This window comes from Kitasatospora sp. NPDC088391 (genome assembly GCF_044753345.1).
Lineage (GTDB): Bacteria > Actinomycetota > Actinomycetes > Streptomycetales > Streptomycetaceae > Kitasatospora.
Genome location: NZ_JBIVNB010000005.1, coordinates 37,097 through 55,914, shown reverse-complemented (window position 1 = coordinate 55,914; position 18,818 = coordinate 37,097). Strand labels below are relative to the sequence as shown.

Sequence of the window (18,818 nt, the reverse complement as noted above, 5' to 3'; positions counted from 1 at the left end):
AGAGTTGACGCACCGTCACAGGAGGGGGTGTCAGGCGAGCCAGTCCTGCTGGGCCGCGAGGTCGTCCTTGATCTCGGCGAGCTGCACGGCGACGGCGGACGGGGCGGTGCCGCCGCGGCCGTTGCGGGAGGCGATGGCGCCGTGGACGGAGAGGACGGTGCGGACCTCGGGGGTGAGGTGGGCGGAGATGGCGGCGAACTGCTGGTCGGTCAGGTCGGAGAGCTCGATGCCCTCGGCCTCGCAGACCTTGACGCAGGCGCCGGCCACCTCGTGCGCGACCCGGAACGGGACGCCCTGCTTGACCAGCCATTCGGCGATGTCGGTGGCGAGCGAGAAGCCGGCGGGGGCCAGCTCTTCGAGGCGCTCGCGGTGAACGGTCAGGGTGGCGATCATGCCGGTGAAGGCGGGGAGCAGGACCTCCAGGGTGTCGCAGGAGTCGAAGACCGGCTCCTTGTCCTCCTGGAGGTCGCGGTTGTAGGCGAGCGGGAGGGCCTTGAGGGTGGCGAGCAGGCCGGTGAGGTTGCCGATCAGGCGGCCGGACTTGCCGCGGGCGAGTTCGGCGATGTCGGGGTTCTTCTTCTGCGGCATGATCGACGACCCGGTGGAGAAGGCGTCGTGCAGCGTGATGAAGCCGAACTCCTTGGTGTTCCAGATGATGATCTCCTCCGCGATCCGCGAGAGGTTGATGCCGATCATCGCGGTGACGAAGGCGAACTCGGCGACGAAGTCGCGCGAGGCCGTGCCGTCGATGGAGTTGCCGACCGAGCCGCGCTCGAAGCCGAGTTCGGCGGCGACGGCCTCCGGGTCGAGGCCGAGCGAGGAGCCGGCCAGCGCGCCGGAGCCGTAGGGGGAGACGGCGGTGCGGGTGTCCCACTGGCGGAGCCGCTCGGCGTCCCGGCCGAGGGCCTGGACGTGGGCGAGGACGTGGTGGGCGAACAGCACGGGCTGGGCGTGCTGGAGGTGGGTGCGGCCGGGCATCGCGGTGTCCGGGTGGGCCTCGGCGAGGCCGACCAGGGCGTGCTGGAGGTCGAGGACCAGCGCGCCGATGGTCTTGGCGTGGTCGCGGAGGTACATCCGGAACAGGGTGGCGATCTGGTCGTTCCGGGAGCGGCCGGCCCGGAGCTTGCCGCCGAGGTCGGCGCCGAGGCGCTCCAGCAGGCCGCGCTCCAGGGCGGTGTGCACGTCCTCGTCGGCGACGGTGCCGGTGAACGCGCCGGACTCGACGTCGGCCAGCAGCTGGTCCAGCCCGGCCAGCATGCCGGAGAGCTCCTCGTCACCGAGCAGCCCGGCCTTGTGCAGGACCCGGGCGTGCGCCTTGGAGCCGGCGATGTCGTAGGGGGCGAGCCGCCAGTCGAAGTGGACGGAGGCGGAGAGCTTGGCGAGGGCCTCGGAGGGGCCGTCGGCGAAGCGCGCGCCCCAGAGGCGGACGTCTGCGGGCTGTTCGGCGGTCATCGCGTGGGGCTCCTTCAAGTGCTGTAAGTGTGGCTGCGCCCCGGCCGCCGTACGTCAACGGCGGCCGGGGCACGGGTACTGACGGTGGATCAGGCCAGGTCGCGGCGGGCGGCGATCTTCGAGGACATGCCGAAGATCTCGATGAAGCCCTTGGACATGGACTGGTCGAAGGTGTCGCCGGTGTCGTAGGTGGCGAGGTTGAAGTCGTACAGCGACTGGTCCGACTTGCGGCCGTTGACGACGGCGCGGCCGCCGTGCAGGACCATCCGGATCTCGCCGGTGACGTGCTGGTTGGCCTCGTTGATGAAGCCGTCCAGGGCGCGCTTGAGCGGGGAGAACCACAGGCCGTCGTAGACCAGTTCGGCCCAGCGCTGCTCGACCTGCCGCTTGTAGCGGGCGAGTTCGCGCTCGACGGTGACGTTCTCCAGGGCCTGGTGGGCGGTGATCAGGGCGATCGCGCCGGGGGCCTCGTAGATCTCGCGGGACTTGATGCCGACCAGGCGGTCCTCGACCATGTCGAGCCGGCCGACGCCCTGGGCGCCGGCGCGCTTGTTGAGCTCCTCGATGGCCTGGAGCACCGTGACCTTGCGGCCGTCGATGGCGACCGGGACGCCGGCGTCGAAGGTGATGACCACCTCGTCGGCCTCGCGGGGGGCGGCGGGGTCCTGGGTGTACTCGTAGACGTCCTCGATCGGGGCGTTCCAGATGTCCTCGAGGAAGCCGGTCTCGACGGCGCGGCCGAAGACGTTCTGGTCGATCGAGTACGGGTTCTTCTTGGTGGTGACGATCGGGAGGTTCTTGGCCTCGGCGAAGGCGATCGCCTTGTCGCGGGTCATCGCGTAGTCGCGGACCGGGGCGATGCACTTCAGGTTCGGGGCGAGCGACTGGATGCCGACCTCGAAGCGGACCTGGTCGTTGCCCTTGCCGGTGCAGCCGTGGGCGACGGTGGTGGCGCCGTGCTTCTGCGCGGCGGCGACCAGGTGCTTGACGATGGCGGGGCGGGACAGCGCCGAGACCAGCGGGTACTGGCCCTGGTACAGGGCGTTGGCCTTGAGGGCCGGCAGGCAGTACTCGTCGGCGAACTCGGTGCGGGCGTCGGCGACCTCGGCCTCGACGGCGCCGCAGTCCAGGGCGCGCTGGCGGATCGCGTCCAGGTCCTCGCCGCCCTGGCCGACGTCGACGGCGACGGCGATGACCTCGGCGCCGGTCTCCTCGGCGATCCAGCCGATGCAGACGGACGTGTCCAGACCGCCCGAGTAGGCGAGTACGACGCGATCGGTCACGGCAATCTCCATTCACAAACACAGGTTCCATGCGGCGTTAGGCATAAGTATGCACCACCGCGTATGAGTTCACAAACCAGTACCGCATGTCGCGCGCGAAACCCGCGGGAGGCTACTGCGACTTGGCCTGGGCGAGTTGCATCAGGTGGTCGGCCAGCGCCTGCCCGCCCGCCGCGTCGCGGCTGATCAGCAGCACGGTGTCGTCACCGGCGATGGTGCCGAGGATCTCGAAGACCTCGGCGGTGTCGATCGCGGAGGCCAGGAACTGGGCCGCGCCGGGCGGGGTGCGCAGCACCACCAGGTTGCCGGAGGCGGTGGCGGAGACCATCAGCTCGCCCGCCAGCCGGGCCATCCTGGCCTCGCTGGCGGACTCGCCCATCGGGGCGCGCGGGGTGCGGTCCCCGCCCTCGGCCGGGACGGCGTAGATGAGCGCGCCGTCCCGGTTGCGGATCTTCACCGCGCCGAGCTCGTCGAGGTCCCGGGAGAGGGTGGCCTGGGTGACCACCAGCCCGTCGTCGGCGAGCAGCTTGGCGAGCTGGCTCTGCGAGCGGACGGGCTGACGGGTCAACAGGTCCACGATCCGCCGGTGGCGCGCGGTGCGGGTCTGCGGGACCTGCGGCGTGGGCCCGGCGGCGGCGGGCTCGGGGCGGGAGTCGGTCATAACTGAAGATTCTCCTGAAAGGCGCTCAGCTGTTCGCGCCGGGGGCGGCTTCGCGGACCGTTCGGAGGATCGCGGGCAGTGCGGCCAGGAACGCGTCGGCCTGCTCCTCGGTCAGGACCAGCGGTGGGACCAGCCGGACGGCGTCCGGGACGGCGGCGTTCACCAGGAAGCCGGCCTCCTGCGCGGCGGCCTGCACCCGGGCGGCGACCGGCTCGGTGAGCACGATGCCGATCAGCAGGCCCTTGCCCCGGACGTGGTCGACCAGCGGGTCGCCGATCGCCTCGACGCCGGCGCGCAGCCGCTCGCCGAGCTTGGCGGCGTGCTCCAGCAGGCCCTGCTCCTCGATGGTGCGCAGCACGGCGAGGCCGGCGGCGGCGACCACCGGGTTGCCGCCGAAGGTGGTGCCGTGCTGCCCGGCCTCCAGCAGTTCGGCGGCCGGGCCGAAGGCGAGCACGGCGCCGATCGGCAGGCCGCCGCCGAGGCCCTTGGCGAGGGTGACGACGTCGGGGTCGACGCCCTCCTCGGCCTGGTGGGCGTACCAGTGGCCGGTGCGGCCGACGCCGGTCTGGATCTCGTCCAGGACCAGCAGGGTGCCGGTGGCGCGGGTGATCTCGCGGGCGGCCTTCAGGTAGCCCGCGGGCAGCGGGATCGCGCCGTTCTCGCCCTGGATCGGCTCCAGGAAGACCGCGGCGGTGTCGGTGGTGACGGCGGCCCGCAGCGCCTCGACGTCGCCGAACGGGACGTACGTGACGTCGCCGGGCAGCGGCTTGAACGGGTCCTGCTTGGCGGGCTGCGCGGTGAGCGCGAGGGCGCCCATGGTGCGGCCGTGGAAGGCCCCCTGGAGCGAGACCAGGTGGGTGCGGCCGGTCAGCCGGGAGATCTTGAAGGCGGCCTCGTTGGCCTCGGCGCCGGAGTTGCAGAAGAACACCCGGCCCGGGCGGCCGGCCAGCTCGACCAGCTTCTCGGCGAGCCGGACCGTCGGCTCGGCCATGAACAGGTTGGAGACGTGGCCGAGGGTGGAGATCTGCGCGGTGACGGCCTCGACGATCGCGGGGTGCGCGGTGCCGAGCGCGTTGACCGCGATGCCGCCGACCAGGTCGAGGTACTCCTTGCCGTCGGCGTCCCAGAGCCGGGCCCCCTCGCCGCGCGCCAGCGGGATCCGCGGGGTGCCGTAGTTGTGCATCAGGGTGTGCCGGTACCGCTCGGTGATCTCTGCGTTGCTCATGCCAGGCCCCCCAGTACGGTGGTCTCGTCGTCGGGCACGACCATGGTGCCGATGCCCTCGTCGGTGAAGATCTCCAGCAGCAGGCTGTGCTGGACCCGGCCGTCCAGGACGCGGGCGGTGCCCACGCCGGAGCGGACGGCGCGCAGGCAGCCCTCCATCTTGGGGAGCATGCCGGTGGCGAGGGTGGGCAGCATCTCCTCCAGCTCGCCCGCGCTCAACTGGCTGATCACGTCGTCGGAGTGCGGCCAGTCCTTGTACAGGCCCTCGACGTCGGTCAGCACGACCAGCATCTCGGCGCCGAGCGCGACCGCGATCGCGGCGGCCGCGGTGTCCGCGTTGATGTTGTAGACGTGGCCGTCGGTGCTGCGGGCGATCGAGGAGATCACCGGGATGCGGCCGTCGGCGATCAGCGCCTTCACCGCGCCGGACTCGACGTTGACGATGTCGCCGACCAGGCCGATGTCGACCTGCTCGCCGTCGACCACGGCGTAGCGCTTGACGGCGGTCAGGGTGTGCGCGTCCTCGCCGGTCATGCCGACCGCGAACGGGCCGTGCGAGTTGAGCAGGCCGACCAGTTCGCGCTGGACCTGCCCGGCGAGCACCATCCGGACCACGTCCATGGTCTCGGGGGTGGTGACCCGCAGGCCGGCCGTGAACGAGGACTCCAGGCCGAGCTTCTCCAGCTGGGCGCTGATCTGCGGGCCGCCGCCGTGCACCACGACGGGGTGCAGGCCGGCGTAGCGCAGGAAGACCACGTCCTGGGCGAAGGCCGCCTTCAGGTCCTCGTCGACCATGGCGTTGCCGCCGAACTTGATGACCACGGTCTTGCCGTGGAAGCGCTCCAGCCAGGGCAGCGCCTCGATCAGGGTGCGGGCCTTGGGCAGGGCGGCGTTGCTGCGGGCCTGTTCGCCCTTGGGTGCGATCTGCATGGCGGTGGGACGACCCCCCTCGGGTCAGCTGGAGTAGGCGCTGTTCTCGTGCACGTACTCGGCGGTCAGGTCGTTGGTCCAGATGCTGGCCGAGGCCGGTCCGGCCTTCAGGTCGGCGGTGATGACGACCTCGCGGCCCTTCATCGAGACCAGGTCGCGGTCCTCGCCGACGCCGCCGTTCCGGCAGACCCAGACGCCGTTGATGGCGACGTCCAGCGCGTCCGGGTCGAAGGCGGCGGAGGTGGTGCCGATCGCGGACAGCACCCGGCCCCAGTTCGGGTCCTCGCCGTGGATGGCGCACTTGAGCAGGTTGCTGCGGGAGATCGTCCGGGCGACGTCGACGGCCTCGTCCTCGGTGGCGGCGTTGACGACGTCGATCCGGATGTCCTTGGACGCGCCCTCGGCGTCGCCGATCAGCTGCCGGGCCAGGTCGGCGCAGACGGTGCGCACCGCCTCGGCGAACTCGCCCTGCTCGGGGGCGAGTCCGGAGGCGCCGGAGGCGAGCAGCAGCACCGTGTCGTTGGTGGACATGCAGCCGTCGGAGTCGACCCGGTCGAAGGTGGTGCGGGTGGCGTCGCGCAGCGCGGCGCCCAGGGCGGCGGCGTCGACGTCGGCGTCGGTGGTGAGGACGACCAGCATGGTGGCCAGGCCGGGGGCGAGCATGCCCGCGCCCTTGGCCATGCCGCCGACCGTCCAGCCCGCCGGGGCGGTGACCTGGGCGGTCTTGTGCACGGTGTCGGTGGTCTTGATGGCGATCGCGGCGCTCTCGCCGCCGGTGTCGCTGAGGGCCTTCACCGCCTGCTCGACGCCGGGCAGCAGCTTGTCCATCGGCAGCCGGACGCCGATCAGGCCGGTGGAGCAGACCGCGACCTCGAGGGCGCCGGTGCCGAGTTCGGCGGCGACCTTCTCGGCGGTGGCGTGGGTGTCCTGGAAGCCCTCGGGGCCGGTGCAGGCGTTGGCGCCGCCGGAGTTGAGGACCACGGCGGTCAACTCGCCGTCGTTCAGCACCTGCCGGGACCACTTGACCGGCGCGGCGTGCACCCGGTTGGAGGTGAACACGCCGGCGGCGGCGTGCCGCGGGCCGTCGTTGACGACCAGCGCGAGGTCGGGGTTGCCGGACGCCTTGATCCCGGCGGTGACGCCCGCCGCGCGGAAGCCCTTGGCCGCCGTGACGCCGATGCTGCTGTTCTGACCGTTCGTCACGGTGCGACTCCGTTCAGCGGGAGGCCGAGCTCCTCGGGGAGTCCGAGGGCGATGTTCATGCTCTGCACCGCGCCGCCCGCGGTGCCCTTCACCAGGTTGTCGATCGCGGAGATCGCGATGATCCGCCCGGCGTGCTCGTCCAGCGCCACCTGCAGCACGGCCGCGTTCGAGCCGTAGACCGAGGAGGTGTGCGGCCACTGCCCCTCGGGCAGCAGCTGGACGAACTTCTCGTCGCCGTAAGCCTGTTCGTACGCGGCGCGGAGGGCCGCCGGGGTGGTGCCCGGCCGGGCCTTGGCCGAGCAGGTGGCGAGGATGCCGCGCGGCATCGGCGCCAGGGTGGGCGTGAACGAGACGGTGACCGGCTCGCCCGCGAGCGGCGTCAGGTTCTGCGCCATCTCCGGGGTGTGCCGGTGGCCGCCGCCGACGCCGTACGGGCTCATCGAGCCCATCACCTCGCTGCCCAGCAGGTGCGCCTTGGCGGCCTTGCCCGCGCCCGAGGTGCCGGAGGCGGCGGTGATCACGGCCTCCGGCTCGGCCAGGCCCGCGGCGTACATCGGGTACATCGCCAGGGTCACCGCGGTCGGGTAGCAGCCGGGCACGGCGATCCGCTTGCTGCCCTTCAGCGCCTGCCGGTGGCCCGGCAGTTCGGGCAGGCCGTAGGGCCAGGTGCCGGCGTGCGGGGAGCCGTAGAACTGCTCCCAGTCGGCCGAGGAGCTCAGCCGGTGGTCGGCGCCCAGGTCGACCACCAGGACGTCCTCGCCCAGCTGGGCGGCGATCCCGGCGGACTGGCCGTGCGGCAGGCCGAGGAACACGATGTCGTGCCCCGCCAGCGTCTGCGGGTTCGTCGGCTCCAGCACCCGGTCGGCCAATCCGATCAGGTGCGGCTGCAGTCCGCCGAAGCGCTGCCCCGCGTTCGAACCGCCGGTCAGCGCCCCGATCTCGACCTCCGGGTGCCCCTGCAGCAGCCGCAGCACCTCACCGCCCGCGTACCCGCTCGCACCGGCGACGGCGACTCGCATTACCATGGCATTCCCTCCTGAAGTCCAGCATGAATATACGCAGCTAAGCAAAATCATGCAAGGAAGCGCGGCAGGGACGACGCTCTGCGCCGGGCCCGCGCACCGGGCCGTCGGTGCGGCCGCCTAGGGTGCGGGCATGACCGATCTCGCCGTGCTGGCCCGTGTGGTGACCGATCCCGAATTCCCGGTGGACCAGCTGGTCTGCCACCCCCGGCTGCCACTGGCGGCCGGGACCGACGCCGACGGCCGGACGGTCCGGGTCTGGGACTGCTCCGACGGGCGGCTGCGCGAACTCCCTTCGCTGGAGCGGGTGTCGGAGGAGGACAACGGTCCGTGGTGGCGGCCCGAGGCCGTGCCCGCGCCCGCCTGGCACCCCGAACTGCCGCTGCTGGCCGTCGTGGACGGGCCCGCCGTGGCCCGCTGGACGCCGGACGGGCCGCTCGCCCCGCTGCCCGCGCCCACCGCCTACCGGGCGCTGGCGTTCAGCCCCGACGGCCGCACCCTGTGGGCCGCCGGCTTCGACGACGACGAGGAGTACGCCTCGTACGCCGTCGACCCGGAGACCGGCGCGACCACCCGCGCCCCCGGCTGGGACACCGGCGTCGCCGCCCACCCCTCCGGCGCGCTCGTCGCCACCCTGGTCAGCGACCAGGGCGCCACCCTCTGCCGGTTCGCCCGCCCCGCCGACCGCCCCGGACCGGGCCCGATGCGCCCGCTGCGCCACACCCTGGTGCTGGACGTCGACGGCTACGGCACCCCGCTGTTCGGCTCCGACGGCCGGTACCTCGCCGTCCGCGGCAACGCCTACGTGGAGAGCGTGGACGTGTTCGCGTTCCCGTCGCTGCGGCTGGTCACCCGGATCGTGCTGCCCGAGGAGGACGGCCTGCCCGAGTGGTCCCGCCACAACCTGGCCTTCGCCGCCGACCCGGGCGTCCTGTGGATCGGCCTGCCCACCGGAACGCTGCTCGCCCTCGACCTCGCGGACGACGAGGCCGTCACCCACGAGACGCTGACCGGCCCGCCGCTCACCGCGCTGGCCGCCACCGCCGCCGGCCAGCTCCTGGTCGCGCACGACAACGGCGACCTGGTCCTGCTCTCGGTCTCCCCGCCGCCCACCGCCGTCGAACCCGACGACCTGACCGCCTTCCTCGCCGACGCCGAGGACCTGCCCCCGGAGGAGGCGGACCAGGACATCGACCTGCTGCTCACCGACGGCTCCGACACCTGGTCCCCGGACGACCTCGCCCGCGTCACCGAAACCTCCCCCGACGACCCGACCTGGCTGCAGCTCCAGGCCCACGTCAACCGCGCCCGGGCCCGGCGCGACGGGGCCGACACCGTCCCCGACGCCTGACGTCCCACCAGGGACCGGCGCCGCCGTGGACACTGGTGCGGAGCGGCGCCGGCCTCCCCGGGCGCTCCCGCAGTTCCCGAAGTGCCCGCAGTTCCCGAGCGAGGAGTCCGGATGCCGCCCGTCACCGTCGTCGGTTCGGTCAACCGGGATCTCGTGCTGACCGTCGAGGAGTTGCCGTCGCCCGGCGAGACCGTGCTCGCGCGGGGCTTCGCGGAGGGCCCCGGCGGCAAGGGCGCGAACCAGGCCGTCGCGGCGGCCCGGCTCGGCGCGGCGGTCCGGCTGGTCGCCCGGGTCGGGGCGGACGGCGGGGCGGTCCTGCGGGCGCTGGCCGCCGAGGGCGTGGACGTCACCGGGGTGCTGACCGTCGCGGACGCCGCCACCGGGATCGCCTCGGTGGTGGTCGACCGGGCCGGCGAGAACACCATCGTGGTCGCCCCGGGCGCGAACGCCGCCCTGTCGGTCGGGGACCTGCCGCCGCGGCTCGTCCGCGCCCCGGGCGAGGTGGTGCTGGTGCAGCACGAGATCGCCGCCGAGGTGGTCGCCGCCGCCGTCCTGCGGGCCGGGCAGCAGGGCGGCACCGTCGTCCTCAACCCGGCCCCGGCCCGGGCGGTGGCGCCCGAGGTGCTGGCCGCCGTCGACGTCCTGGTCCCCAACCTGGGCGAACTCGCCGCCCTGCTCGGCACCGGGCGGCCGGACGGCCTCGACGGGGCCCGCGCCCTGCTGGAACGGTCCGAACTCCCGTGCGGCGCCGTCGTGGTGACGCTCGGCGCGGACGGGGCCCTGGTCAAGCGCTCCGGCGTCCCCGGCCTCGTGCACCTGCCCGCCCCGACGGTGGACGCCGTCGACACCGTCGGCGCCGGCGACACCTTCTGCGGCGCCCTCGCCGAGGCCCTCGCCCGCGGCACCGGCCTGCTCGCCGCCGCCCAACGCGCCGTCCGCGCCGCCGCCCTCGCCGTCACCGGCCCCGGCGCCCAGTCCTCGATGCCCACCGCGGCACGGCTCGACGCCGCCTTCCCCGCCGCCTGACACCCCGTCGGCCGCCGCCTCCGCCCGGCGAAGGACCGGCGGTGGTCTGCGAGTATGCCGGCATGACCTCGCCCCTCGACCCCGCCGACCCCGCCCGCGCCCGCGCCCTCGCCGGGATCGGCGAGCCCGTCCTCGCCGTGGCGGACGAGCCGCGCGGGCTGCTGGCCGTCGCGGGCGCCGACCGCTACGGGCAGGCCCTCCGCCTCGGGGTGTTCGGGACCGGGGCCCGGCCGGCCCTGCTGCGCGAGTTCGCCTGCGAGTACCCGGTCAACGCGCTGGCCTTCCACCCCGACGCCCCACTGCTGGCCGTCGGGACCGGCGAGTACGACGGCGGGTACGCGTTCCTGGGCGCGCTGCTCCTGATCCGGCTGGACACCTGGGCCGTCCGCCCGCTGTTCGCCGAAGGGTGCAGCCGGAGCGTCCTGGACGTGCGCTGGACGGCCCAGCACCGCCTGCGCCTGCACCTCGCCCCGTACGACGACGACGGTGACGAGGCGGCCCACGAGGAGGCCCACCTCGTCACCGTCGAGCGCGCCCACTGGCCCGCCGCACCCGCCCGCTCGCTGACGAACGACCGGCTGCAAGGGCCCCGCGTCCCGTACCCGCACCCCGACTCCGGCCCCGGCAACGCCGTCGCCGCCGAGGCCCGCCGCCTGACGGACCGTCTGCTCCGGCCGCCCTCCCACCGCCACAACCACTGACCCCACCCCGTCCGGGCGGGGCAGAGCCATCAGCCGCACCGACCACCTCGCCGCGCTCGCGGCACTGGGCGAGCCCGTCCTCGCCACCCCCGAACCCCCGCCCCGACGGCCGCCCCACCGCCCACGCCCTGCCCCCCACCCCCGCCTGACCGGGCCCCCCTCCCACTGCCGCCTGCGCCTTGACGGATCGCCCCGCTCCTCACCCCACCGGCGGGCGCAGCAGGTCGGCGACCGGGCGGGACGAGTTCGCGGCAGCGGCCCACCGTCTCCTCCCTCCCCACCCGCCACCGGCTGCGCGTCTCCCCGGGCGCAAGCCCCCGTCCTTCACTCCACCGGCAGGTCCGCCAGCAGGCGCAGCAGGTCGGCGGCCGGGAGGGACGGGTTGGCGGCGGCGGTCTCGGCGAGGACCGGGTCGGGGTCGGTGAGGAGGGTGCGCAGTCGGTCGGGGGGCAGGGCGGGGTGGGCGGCGGCCCGGCGGCGGGCGCGGCGGTCGCGGAGGCAGGCGGTGAGGACGTCCGCGTCGGCGGCGGGGTGGGTCGCGAGGGCGCGCAGGGTGGCGACGTTGTGGTCGGCGGCGAGGAGTTCGTGCAGCAGCGCGGTGGGCGCGTCCGGGTTGGCGGCGATGCCTGCGGCGACGGAGCGGCCGTGCCGGGCGTGCATGGCGCGCAGTTGCGTGGCCGTGAGCCCGGGGTGCGGGGCGACGGCGGCGGCGACCTTGGCGTCGGGGTCGGCGGCGAGGCGGTCCCGGACGGGCGCCGGGAGGTCGCGGCGCAGTGCGACGAGGCGGCGGGTCCGGGGGCCGGGGCGGTCGGCGAGGTGGTCGAGTTCGGCCGGGTCGGCGGCGGCGATCCGGGGCAGCAGTCCGTCGCCGAGGCGTCCGGTGGCGGCGAGGCGGTCGAGGACGTCGAGCGGTGCCCGGGGGTTGTGGGCGGCGGCGCGGTGCACGAGGTCGTGCGGGTGGTCGGCGAGTCGGCGGATCAGTTCTTCCTCGACGGCCGGGTTCTCGGCCAGCGCCGACAGCACCCACAGCTGCTGGTCGTCGGCGAGCGCCCGGTACGCGGCCGGGTCGAGGTCGGTGCGCTCCGCGAGGGCGGCGCGCAGGAACGGCGAGGGGTGGTCGAGGTGCCGGGCGGCGACGGCGGCGGGCGCGGCGGGGTGTCCGAGGGCGGCCTGCAGGATGCCGTGCCGGGCGTGCTGGTGGCTGCCGTCGCAGGCGGCGCCGCCGGGCAGGTCGCAGTCCGGGTCGGGGCAGTCCGGCGGGTGCGTCCAGGGCACGGGGTGTTTCCGGCAGACCTCGCAACTCTCCAGCGGTGGAAGGTCGTTGATCAGGTCGGCGAGGACGTCGGGCGGCGTGGCGGGGTTCGTCCCGAGGGCCTGCCGGACGTGCTCCGAGGGGTGGGCGGCGAGCAGCGCGGCGATCGCGGGGTCGTCGGTGGATTCGGCGAGTTCGAGGGCGACTGCGGGGTCGGGGTCGGCGGCCAGCCGTCGCCCGATCTCGCCGGGCAGGCCGGGGCACTTCGCCAACTCGGCTCTCAGGTGCGGCAGTTCGACCAGCAGGCGGGCCCATTCGACGGGGGCGAGCCCGGCCTGCAGCAGGGCGAGCGCCGCCCGGGGCCGCCGTTCCGGGTCGACCTGCCCGGCCCGCAGCCGGCCGCTTCCGACCAGTCCGGACGCCGCCACCCCGTCCCGCTCGGCGAGTCGGTGCACCTGGCGGTCCGTCAGGTCGTCCCGCTCGGCGAGTTCCCGTCGCACCGTGGAGTCGTCCACCGCCGTCAGCCGTTCCACGGCCCCCGCCGGCAGTGCGGGATTGGCGGCCGCCCCGGCCCACAGATGAAGCATCCCGGCATCCTCCCTCGTCGTCCCCCTGCCCGCCTCCCCTTTTCCACCGCGCGGCGCCCTCTCGCGTCCGGCCCGGCCGTCATCCGCCGAACAGGCCCTGCTGCCGCGGGATGTCCCGGACGAACAGCACTCCTTCCACTCCCCCCAGCGCTTCCGGGTCCAGGCCGAAGTACGTGTGGTCGGCAGGGACGCGTGCCACCGCCCGCCCGGCGACCGCGGCGGCGAGCAGGCGCGGGTCCAGGACGGAGCGGGCGTCGGGGAGGGTGGTGAGGATGCCTTCGAGGCTGTCGGGGTCGGGGTGGTCGTCGGTGCCGCGGTTGCCGAAGGTGCAGGCGAGGTGGGCGTAGCCGTCCTCGTGGGACGCGAACAGTGATCCGGCGCTCCACCAGCGGAGTTGGTGGCCGCCGAACGGGATGCGGCTGGCTTCGCGCTGGAGGTGCCGGTTGTGCGCGAAGGCCAGGGTCGGGCCGCGCCGGTCCTCGCGGTGGACGATCGCCCGCAGGTTCTCGGCCATCATCAGGTCCCGCTGCCGCATCAGCGAGCCGATCCGGTCGGGCCCGGCGCCGGCCACGGCCGCGTGGTAGCGCAGCAGGCCGAGCGCGGTGCGGGCGTCCGACTCGGCCCGCCAGAGCGCCTCCCCGCCGTCCTCCGCCGCGAACTGCGGGCGGTGGGCGGCCAGCACCCCGGCCAACTCGTCGGCCAGCAGGCGCAGTCGACCGGCCTCGGGGGTGCGGCCGACCGAGCGGGACGGGTCGCGGACGGCGGCGGGTTCGGTCCAGTGCGCGTCGGGGCCGTGCAGGAGCGCGAACTCCTCGCGCGGGGGCAGGAGTTCGAGGGGGAGCCGGGCGGCGAGGAAGTCGTGCAGGCGCAGCAGCGCGGGGCCGGGCGCGGCGGCGCCGGTGATCTCCAGCGGGCCGTCCGCGCCGTACAGGCGCAGCCGCTCGCCCTCCGCCGACCGCTCGTTGAACTCCCTCATCCAGCGGACGAGTTCGCGGTTCCCCCGGTACGCGCCGAAGCCGTGCGACAGCCCTTCGCGCACCACCGTGTCGAGTTCCCCGTCGCCGCCCTGCACGTACGCGTCGACAGTACGTGCGGCCAGGCAGTCGCTCTCCAGGGCGAGGGAGCGGTAGCCGTGGTCGGCGACCAGGTGGCGGAAGAGCGCGTTGCGCAGGTCGAGGAACTCCTCGACGCCGTGGGTGGGTTCGCCGAGGGCGAGCAGGCGGGTTCCGGCGGGGACCAGGGCGGTGGCGGCGGCGGGCGAGAAGGGGCGGGCGGCGGCCCGCAGCGGAAGATCCATGGCTTCCACCGTATCTTTGAAGCCTCGGTGTAGACTTTTCCGCTTCCAGCCCGGATTTCGAGCAGAAAAGTCTCCACATGCCGCTCCGTCCGATCGACCTGGCCCGGGAGCACGGCCTGTCCACCCAGGCGGTGCGCAACTACGAGGAGGCGGGGATCCTCCCGCCCGCCGGGCGCTCCGCGTCGGGGTACCGGCACTACGACGAGCGGCACGCCGCGGCGCTGTGGGCGTTCCTCGCCCTGGTGCCGGGGCACGGGCACCGGGAGGCGGCCGCGATCCTGTGCGCCGTCCACTCGGGCGCCCTGGAACGGGCGTTGCAGTTGCTGGACGAGGGTCACGCCCGGCTCGCCGAGGACCGCCGCACCCTGGAGGCGGCCCGCACCGCCCTCGCCCACCTGCCCGACGACCCGCCACCGGCGGCCGCCGACCGTCCGACGCACATCGGGCCGCTCGCCCACCGCCTGGGGCTGCGCCCGGCCACCCTGCGGGAGTGGGAGCGCGCGGGCCTGGTCTCCCCGTCCCGGGACGCCCGCACCGGGTACCGGGTGTACACGCCCGCGCAGGTCCGCGAACTCCGGCTCGCCGAGCAACTGCGGCGCGGCGGGCACGGGTTGGCCGCCACGGCGGAGATCCTGCACCGGCTGCGCGACGCGGGCGGCCCGGAGGCCGTCCGCCCCACCCTGACCGCCTGGCAGGCCCGGCTGACCGCCCGTGGCCGCGCCCTGCTGTCCGGCGCGGCCGCCCTGCACGCCTGCCTCGACCTCATCGAACGGCCCGCGCCCCCGACCCCCTGACACCGCGTCACTGTGGAAACCCCACAACCCCCGCGCGGGCTCGCGGCCTTGTACGAACTGCACAACTCCACCGTGCACGACTCGGTTGCCATCGACCCCTACGGTCACCCAAGTCCCTTGGCAGAGTGGGCCGCATCGACCAGCCCGGCCGACCATCGACGGGCCGGTCCTTGTGCTGCCACCACAACGGGAGGACCCCCATGCCCACACCGCACCCCACCGCCGTGAGGATCACCGGCCTCGGCGCCACCACCCCGCTCGGCGGGACCTCGCCCGCCACCTGGCAGGCCATGCGCGAGGGCCGCAACGGCATCCGCGCCCTGGACCGCCCGTGGGCCGCCGACCTCCCGATCCGGATCGCCGGCCAGCTCGCCGTCGAGCCCTCCGAGGTCCTCGACCGGATCGAGGCCCGCCGCCTCGACCGCGCCGAACAGCTCGCCCTGATCGCCGCCCGCGAGGCGTGGGCCGACGCCGGCCGCCCCGCCGTCGACGGCGAACGCCTCGCCGTGGTGATCGGCACCGGCACCGGCGGCGCCATCACCATGCTCGACCAGGACGACGTCCTGGAACGCTCCGGCGTCCGCAAGGTCTCCCCGCACACCGTCCCGATGCTGATGGCCAACGGGCCCGCCGCCTGGGTCTCCATCGACCTCGGCGCGAAGGCCGGCGCCCACACCCCCGTCAGCGCGTGCGCCTCCGGCGCCGAGGCCGTCGCCCTCGGCCTGGACCTGATCCGCCTCGGCCGCGCCGACGTCGTCGTCGCCGGCGGCACCGAAGCCTGCCTCCACCCCCTCCCCCTCGCCGGCTTCGCCCAGGCCCGCGCGCACTCCCTGCGCAACGACGACCCCGCCGGCGCCTCCCGCCCCTTCGACACCGGCCGGGACGGCTTCGTGATCGGCGAGGGCGCCGCCGTCCTCGTCCTCGAACGCGCCGACCTGCGCCCCGGCACCCGCTCCTACGCCACCCTCGCCGGCGCGGCCGTCACCTCCGACGCCCACCACATCACCGCCGGCCACCCCGACGGCCAGACCCGCGCCGTCCGGGGCGCCCTCGCCGACGCCGGCCTCTCCCCCGAGGCCATCGGCCTGGTCCACGCCCACGCCACCTCCACCCCCAAGGGCGACCTCACCGAAGCCGAAACCCTCACCCGCGTCTTCGGCCCCCACCGCCCCGCCATCACCGCCACCAAATCCATGACCGGCCACCTCTTCGGCGCCGCCGGAGCCCTCGCCGCCCTCGCCGCCGCCCACTCCCTCCACGACCAGTACGCCCCACCCATCCGCAACCTCACCACCCCCGACCCCACCCACCCCCTCGACCTCCTCCCCCAAGGCCGCCCCCTCCCCACCACCGCCACCCTCGTCAACGCCTTCGGCTTCGGCGGCCACAACGCCAGCCTGATCCTGACCACCTGACCCCGACCCCGACCCCGACGAAGCGAAGCTCCGTCCCGAGCCCACCGGGAGCAAAGCTCCACCCCTGGCCAGTAGGAAGCGAAGCTCCATCCCGGCCCGCCGAGAGCAAAACTCCATCCCGAGCCCGCTGGAAGGGAAGCTCCATCCCCGGCCCTCCGAGAGCAAAGCTCCACCCCTGGCCCACTGGGAGGAAACTCCGTCCCGGGCCCGCTGGGAGCGAAGCTCCAGGGGCCCGGGGAACGGCGGTGCCGAGGGGCAGGCGACCGACAGGCCGCTGCGCGCCGACCCCGTTTCCGGCCGAAGACCTCCGCGACGCGAAAGCCCCCGGGCCGGAGCCACTACCGCCCCCGCTCCTGCCCCCTCGCGTCGAGCGCCACCGCCATCCCCGCCAACTCCCCCGCCCGCAGCACCCGTCCCGTCGGCGGCAGCGGCACGTGCAGCGCCTCCACCCACTCCCCGGGTATCGCCGCCGCCCCGTACACCGCCCCCGCCAGCCCGCCGGTGACGGCGGCCGTCGTGTCGGTGTCGCCGCCGAGGTCCACGACGGCCCGCAGCGCGGCGGCGAACCCGTCCGTGGTGCGCAGCGCCCAGAGCGCCGAGCCGAGACAGGCCCACACCGCACCGTTGCTCTCGGTGGCCCGCGTCGGATGCCATCCGGCGTGGAGCACCCGGGCCCACCGCTTCCGGTGCTCCTCCCGCACGGCGTCCAGCACGGACGGCACGGCCGCCACCGGATCGTCCCCGTCCAGCGCGACCCGCAGCAGTTCGTGCAGGATCGCGGTGCCCTCCCACGCGGCCCCGTCGCCGTGGGTGAGCGCGGTGATCCGGCGGGCCGCGTCCATCGTCGCCGCCCGTCCCTCGGGCGCGAACCGCACCGCGGCGGGGGCGGCCCGCATCAGCGCGCCGTTGCCGGCCGCCCGCCCCTCGGTCTGGAAGTGGATCGCGGCGGCGAGGTCCCAGGGCAGCCCGCTGCCGAGCACGATCTCCGTCTGGATGCCGATGTCCTTGGGATCGGCGGTCGCCCACTCCCGGAACCGCGCGAAGATGTCGGGCAGGTCGAGCCCGTCGGGGCGGGCGAGCAGCGACTCGCCGAGGTGGACGGCCATCTGCGTGTCGTCGGTGGCCTCGCCCGGGTCCCACCCGCCGCCGCCGTCCATCGTCACCGCGCCGGGGTACCGGGCGCTGAGCATCCCGGCGGGCCCGAACTCGAAGGGCGCGCCGAGCGCGTCCCCGACCGCCGACCCCAGCACGGCGCCGACCACCCGCTCGGACCGCTCCATCCCACTCTCCTCCTCGCACCGCCACCAGGCCGGTGGCCCGGCCGCCCTCCGATAGCCTGGTGGCACGATGAACTGTTTCACCACCGCCTGGGGCGCGTTCGAACTGGCCCGCTTCCCGGAGGACCCGCGCGAGCTGCTGCGGGCCTGGGACGCCTCCGACGAGTACCTGCTGCGGCACCTGGCGGAGGAGTGCCCGGACGCCGCGGCGGGGGCGGTGACGGTGCTCGGCGACCGCTGGGGCGCGCTGTCGACGGCGCTCGCGGGGCGGGCGGGCACGCTGACGGCGGTCACCGACTCGTACCTCTCCTCCCGGGCGGTCGCCGCGAACCTGGCCCGCAACGGCCTGGACCCGGCCCTGGTGGACGTCCGCAGCACCCAGGACCCGCCACCGGACCGGATCGACCTGCTGCTGGTGCGGGTGCCGAAGAGCCTGGCGCTGCTGGAGGACCAGTTGCACCGGCTGGCCCCGGCGGTCCACCCGGGCGCCGTGGTGGTCGGCACCGGCATGGTGACCGAGATCCACACCTCCACCCTCCAGCTGTTCGAACGCATCCTCGGGCCGACCCGCACCTCGCTCGCCGTCCGCAAGGCCCGCCTGATCCACACCACCCCGAGCGGCAACCCCGCCGACCCTGCCGCCCCGGCCAACCCGTGGCCGCTGCGCTACCGCCTCCCGGACGGCATCGGCGAACTGTCGGGCCGTCAGGTCACCAACCAGGCAGGGGTGTTCTGCGCCGACCGCCTCGACATCGGCACCCGCTTCTTCCTCCAGCACCTCCCCGAACCCGAACCCGAGCCCGAACCCGAGCCCGAACCCGAGCCCGGCCCCGCCTCGCCCGCCCCCCGCCGGATCGTCGACCTGGGCTGCGGCAACGGCATCGTCGGCACCGCCGCGGCCCTGCGCGACCCGGGCGCCGAACTCCTCTTCGTGGACGAGTCCTTCCAGGCCGTGGCGTCCGCCGAGGAGACCTTCCGGGCCAACCTGGGGCCGGACGCCCGCGCCGAGTTCCTGGTCGGCGACGCCCTCGCCGACGTCCCGGACGCCTCCGCGGACCTCGTGCTGCTGAACCCGCCGTTCCACTCGCACCAGGCGACCACGGACGCGGTCGCCCGTCGGATGTTCACCGGCGCCCGCCGGGTGCTGCGCCCGGGCGGCGAGCTGCGGGTGGTCGGCAACCGGCACCTGGGGTACCACGTGACGCTGCGCCGGGTGTTCGGCAACTGCCGTACGGTGGCGGGCAGTCCGAAGTTCGTGGTGCTCAGCGCCGTCCGGCGCTGACCGCCCCCGCGGCAGCGGCGTCCGGCCCGTGCCCTAGGGTGAGCGCCGATTCGCCGCCGAA

General features: G+C 74.7%; 16 protein-coding genes. 6 read left to right on the top strand and 10 right to left on the bottom strand.

What is annotated here, in order from left to right:
* Window positions 1-30 precede the first annotated feature (30 nt).
* The 7 genes from argH to argC form a co-directional block, all read right to left on the bottom strand.
* Complete coding sequence (gene argH, locus ACIQBJ_RS16775; RefSeq protein WP_400709970.1) at window positions 31-1,452, bottom strand: argininosuccinate lyase; 1,422 nt, start codon at window positions 1,450-1,452, stop codon at window positions 31-33.
* An 89-nt stretch (window positions 1,453-1,541) separates the two neighbouring features.
* Window positions 1,542-2,735, bottom strand: a complete 1,194-nt coding sequence (locus tag ACIQBJ_RS16770) for an argininosuccinate synthase (protein WP_400709967.1) — start codon at window positions 2,733-2,735, stop codon at window positions 1,542-1,544.
* Window positions 2,736-2,847: 112 nt separating this feature from the next.
* Window positions 2,848-3,396, bottom strand: coding sequence for an arginine repressor (locus ACIQBJ_RS16765; RefSeq protein WP_400709964.1), 549 nt, complete (start codon window positions 3,394-3,396; stop codon window positions 2,848-2,850).
* A 25-nt stretch (window positions 3,397-3,421) separates the two neighbouring features.
* Entirely contained in the window at window positions 3,422-4,621 is a 1,200-nt protein-coding gene (locus tag ACIQBJ_RS16760; RefSeq protein WP_400709961.1) for an acetylornithine transaminase, read from the bottom strand.
* Window positions 4,618-5,550 carry an acetylglutamate kinase gene (gene argB / locus ACIQBJ_RS16755; RefSeq protein WP_400709958.1) on the bottom strand — a complete coding sequence of 311 codons (933 nt, stop codon included), beginning with the start codon at window positions 5,548-5,550 and terminating at the stop codon, window positions 4,618-4,620. The genes ACIQBJ_RS16760 and argB overlap by 4 nt, the downstream gene beginning before the upstream one ends.
* A gap of 24 nt (window positions 5,551-5,574) precedes the next feature.
* A complete protein-coding gene (argJ, locus tag ACIQBJ_RS16750) occupies window positions 5,575-6,729 on the bottom strand; it encodes a bifunctional glutamate N-acetyltransferase/amino-acid acetyltransferase ArgJ (protein WP_400711318.1) in 1,155 nt (384 codons plus the stop codon).
* A gap of 20 nt (window positions 6,730-6,749) precedes the next feature.
* Window positions 6,750-7,778 carry an N-acetyl-gamma-glutamyl-phosphate reductase gene (gene argC / locus ACIQBJ_RS16745; protein WP_400709955.1) on the bottom strand — a complete coding sequence of 343 codons (1,029 nt, stop codon included), beginning with the start codon at window positions 7,776-7,778 and terminating at the stop codon, window positions 6,750-6,752.
* 130 nt (window positions 7,779-7,908) lie between these two features.
* Between argC and ACIQBJ_RS16740 the strand changes: the two genes are divergently transcribed.
* The 3 genes from ACIQBJ_RS16740 (at window position 7,909) to ACIQBJ_RS16730 (ending at window position 10,853) form a co-directional block, all read left to right on the top strand.
* The gene (locus ACIQBJ_RS16740) at window positions 7,909-9,126 is read left to right on the top strand and encodes a hypothetical protein (protein WP_400709952.1); all 1,218 of its coding nucleotides are present in this window, start codon (window positions 7,909-7,911) and stop codon (window positions 9,124-9,126) included.
* Between the two features lie 111 nt (window positions 9,127-9,237).
* Complete coding sequence (locus ACIQBJ_RS16735) at window positions 9,238-10,152, top strand: ribokinase (RefSeq protein WP_400709949.1); 915 nt, start codon at window positions 9,238-9,240, stop codon at window positions 10,150-10,152.
* 62 nt (window positions 10,153-10,214) lie between these two features.
* On the top strand, window positions 10,215-10,853 hold the full coding sequence (locus ACIQBJ_RS16730) for a hypothetical protein (RefSeq protein WP_400709946.1): 639 nt from the start codon (window positions 10,215-10,217) through the stop codon (window positions 10,851-10,853).
* A 324-nt stretch (window positions 10,854-11,177) separates the two neighbouring features.
* On the opposite strand, the gene ACIQBJ_RS16725 is transcribed toward ACIQBJ_RS16730, so the two are convergent.
* Together ACIQBJ_RS16725 and ACIQBJ_RS16720 are read right to left on the bottom strand one after the other, a co-directional pair.
* Window positions 11,178-12,692, bottom strand: coding sequence for a hypothetical protein (locus ACIQBJ_RS16725; protein WP_400709943.1), 1,515 nt, complete (start codon window positions 12,690-12,692; stop codon window positions 11,178-11,180).
* A 79-nt stretch (window positions 12,693-12,771) separates the two neighbouring features.
* On the bottom strand, window positions 12,772-13,989 hold the full coding sequence (locus ACIQBJ_RS16720; protein ID WP_400709940.1) for an erythromycin esterase family protein: 1,218 nt from the start codon (window positions 13,987-13,989) through the stop codon (window positions 12,772-12,774).
* A 77-nt stretch (window positions 13,990-14,066) separates the two neighbouring features.
* On the opposite strand from ACIQBJ_RS16720, the gene ACIQBJ_RS16715 reads away from it, so the two are divergent.
* Together ACIQBJ_RS16715 and ACIQBJ_RS16710 are read left to right on the top strand one after the other, a co-directional pair.
* Window positions 14,067-14,783, top strand: a complete 717-nt coding sequence (locus ACIQBJ_RS16715; protein ID WP_400709937.1) for a MerR family transcriptional regulator — start codon at window positions 14,067-14,069, stop codon at window positions 14,781-14,783.
* A 200-nt stretch (window positions 14,784-14,983) separates the two neighbouring features.
* A complete protein-coding gene (locus tag ACIQBJ_RS16710; RefSeq protein ID WP_400709934.1) occupies window positions 14,984-16,198 on the top strand; it encodes a beta-ketoacyl-[acyl-carrier-protein] synthase family protein in 1,215 nt (404 codons plus the stop codon).
* 338 nt (window positions 16,199-16,536) lie between these two features.
* Here the strand turns inward: ACIQBJ_RS16710 and ACIQBJ_RS16705 are convergent, their stop codons facing one another.
* Window positions 16,537-17,478 (bottom strand): ADP-ribosylglycohydrolase family protein, encoded by a 942-nt coding sequence (locus tag ACIQBJ_RS16705; protein WP_400709931.1) that lies wholly within the window; start codon window positions 17,476-17,478, stop codon window positions 16,537-16,539.
* A gap of 67 nt (window positions 17,479-17,545) precedes the next feature.
* Between ACIQBJ_RS16705 and ACIQBJ_RS16700 the strand changes: the two genes are divergently transcribed.
* Window positions 17,546-18,757: a methyltransferase gene (locus ACIQBJ_RS16700; RefSeq protein ID WP_400709928.1), complete on the top strand. Its 1,212-nt coding sequence runs from the start codon at window positions 17,546-17,548 to the stop codon at window positions 18,755-18,757.
* The last annotated feature ends 61 nt before the right edge of the window (window positions 18,758-18,818 follow it).

What these genes read in the sequence shown, in the direction of transcription:
- argH (WP_400709970.1), bottom strand. Translation starts at nt 1,452, where the DNA reads ATGACCGCCGAACAGCCCGCAGACGTCCGCCTCTGGGGCGCGCGCTTC.
- ACIQBJ_RS16765 (WP_400709964.1), bottom strand. Translation starts at nt 3,396, where the DNA reads ATGACCGACTCCCGCCCCGAGCCCGCCGCCGCCGGGCCCACGCCGCAG.
- ACIQBJ_RS16760 (WP_400709961.1), bottom strand. Translation starts at nt 4,621, where the DNA reads ATGAGCAACGCAGAGATCACCGAGCGGTACCGGCACACCCTGATGCAC.
- argB (WP_400709958.1), bottom strand. Translation starts at nt 5,550, where the DNA reads ATGCAGATCGCACCCAAGGGCGAACAGGCCCGCAGCAACGCCGCCCTG.
- argC (WP_400709955.1), bottom strand. Translation starts at nt 7,778, where the DNA reads ATGGTAATGCGAGTCGCCGTCGCCGGTGCGAGCGGGTACGCGGGCGGT.
- ACIQBJ_RS16740 (WP_400709952.1), top strand. Translation starts at nt 7,909, where the DNA reads ATGACCGATCTCGCCGTGCTGGCCCGTGTGGTGACCGATCCCGAATTC.
- ACIQBJ_RS16735 (WP_400709949.1), top strand. Translation starts at nt 9,238, where the DNA reads ATGCCGCCCGTCACCGTCGTCGGTTCGGTCAACCGGGATCTCGTGCTG.
- ACIQBJ_RS16730 (WP_400709946.1), top strand. Translation starts at nt 10,215, where the DNA reads ATGACCTCGCCCCTCGACCCCGCCGACCCCGCCCGCGCCCGCGCCCTC.
- ACIQBJ_RS16725 (WP_400709943.1), bottom strand. Translation starts at nt 12,692, where the DNA reads ATGCTTCATCTGTGGGCCGGGGCGGCCGCCAATCCCGCACTGCCGGCG.
- ACIQBJ_RS16720 (WP_400709940.1), bottom strand. Translation starts at nt 13,989, where the DNA reads ATGGATCTTCCGCTGCGGGCCGCCGCCCGCCCCTTCTCGCCCGCCGCC.
- ACIQBJ_RS16715 (WP_400709937.1), top strand. Translation starts at nt 14,067, where the DNA reads ATGCCGCTCCGTCCGATCGACCTGGCCCGGGAGCACGGCCTGTCCACC.
- ACIQBJ_RS16710 (WP_400709934.1), top strand. Translation starts at nt 14,984, where the DNA reads ATGCCCACACCGCACCCCACCGCCGTGAGGATCACCGGCCTCGGCGCC.
- ACIQBJ_RS16705 (WP_400709931.1), bottom strand. Translation starts at nt 17,478, where the DNA reads ATGGAGCGGTCCGAGCGGGTGGTCGGCGCCGTGCTGGGGTCGGCGGTC.
- ACIQBJ_RS16700 (WP_400709928.1), top strand. Translation starts at nt 17,546, where the DNA reads ATGAACTGTTTCACCACCGCCTGGGGCGCGTTCGAACTGGCCCGCTTC.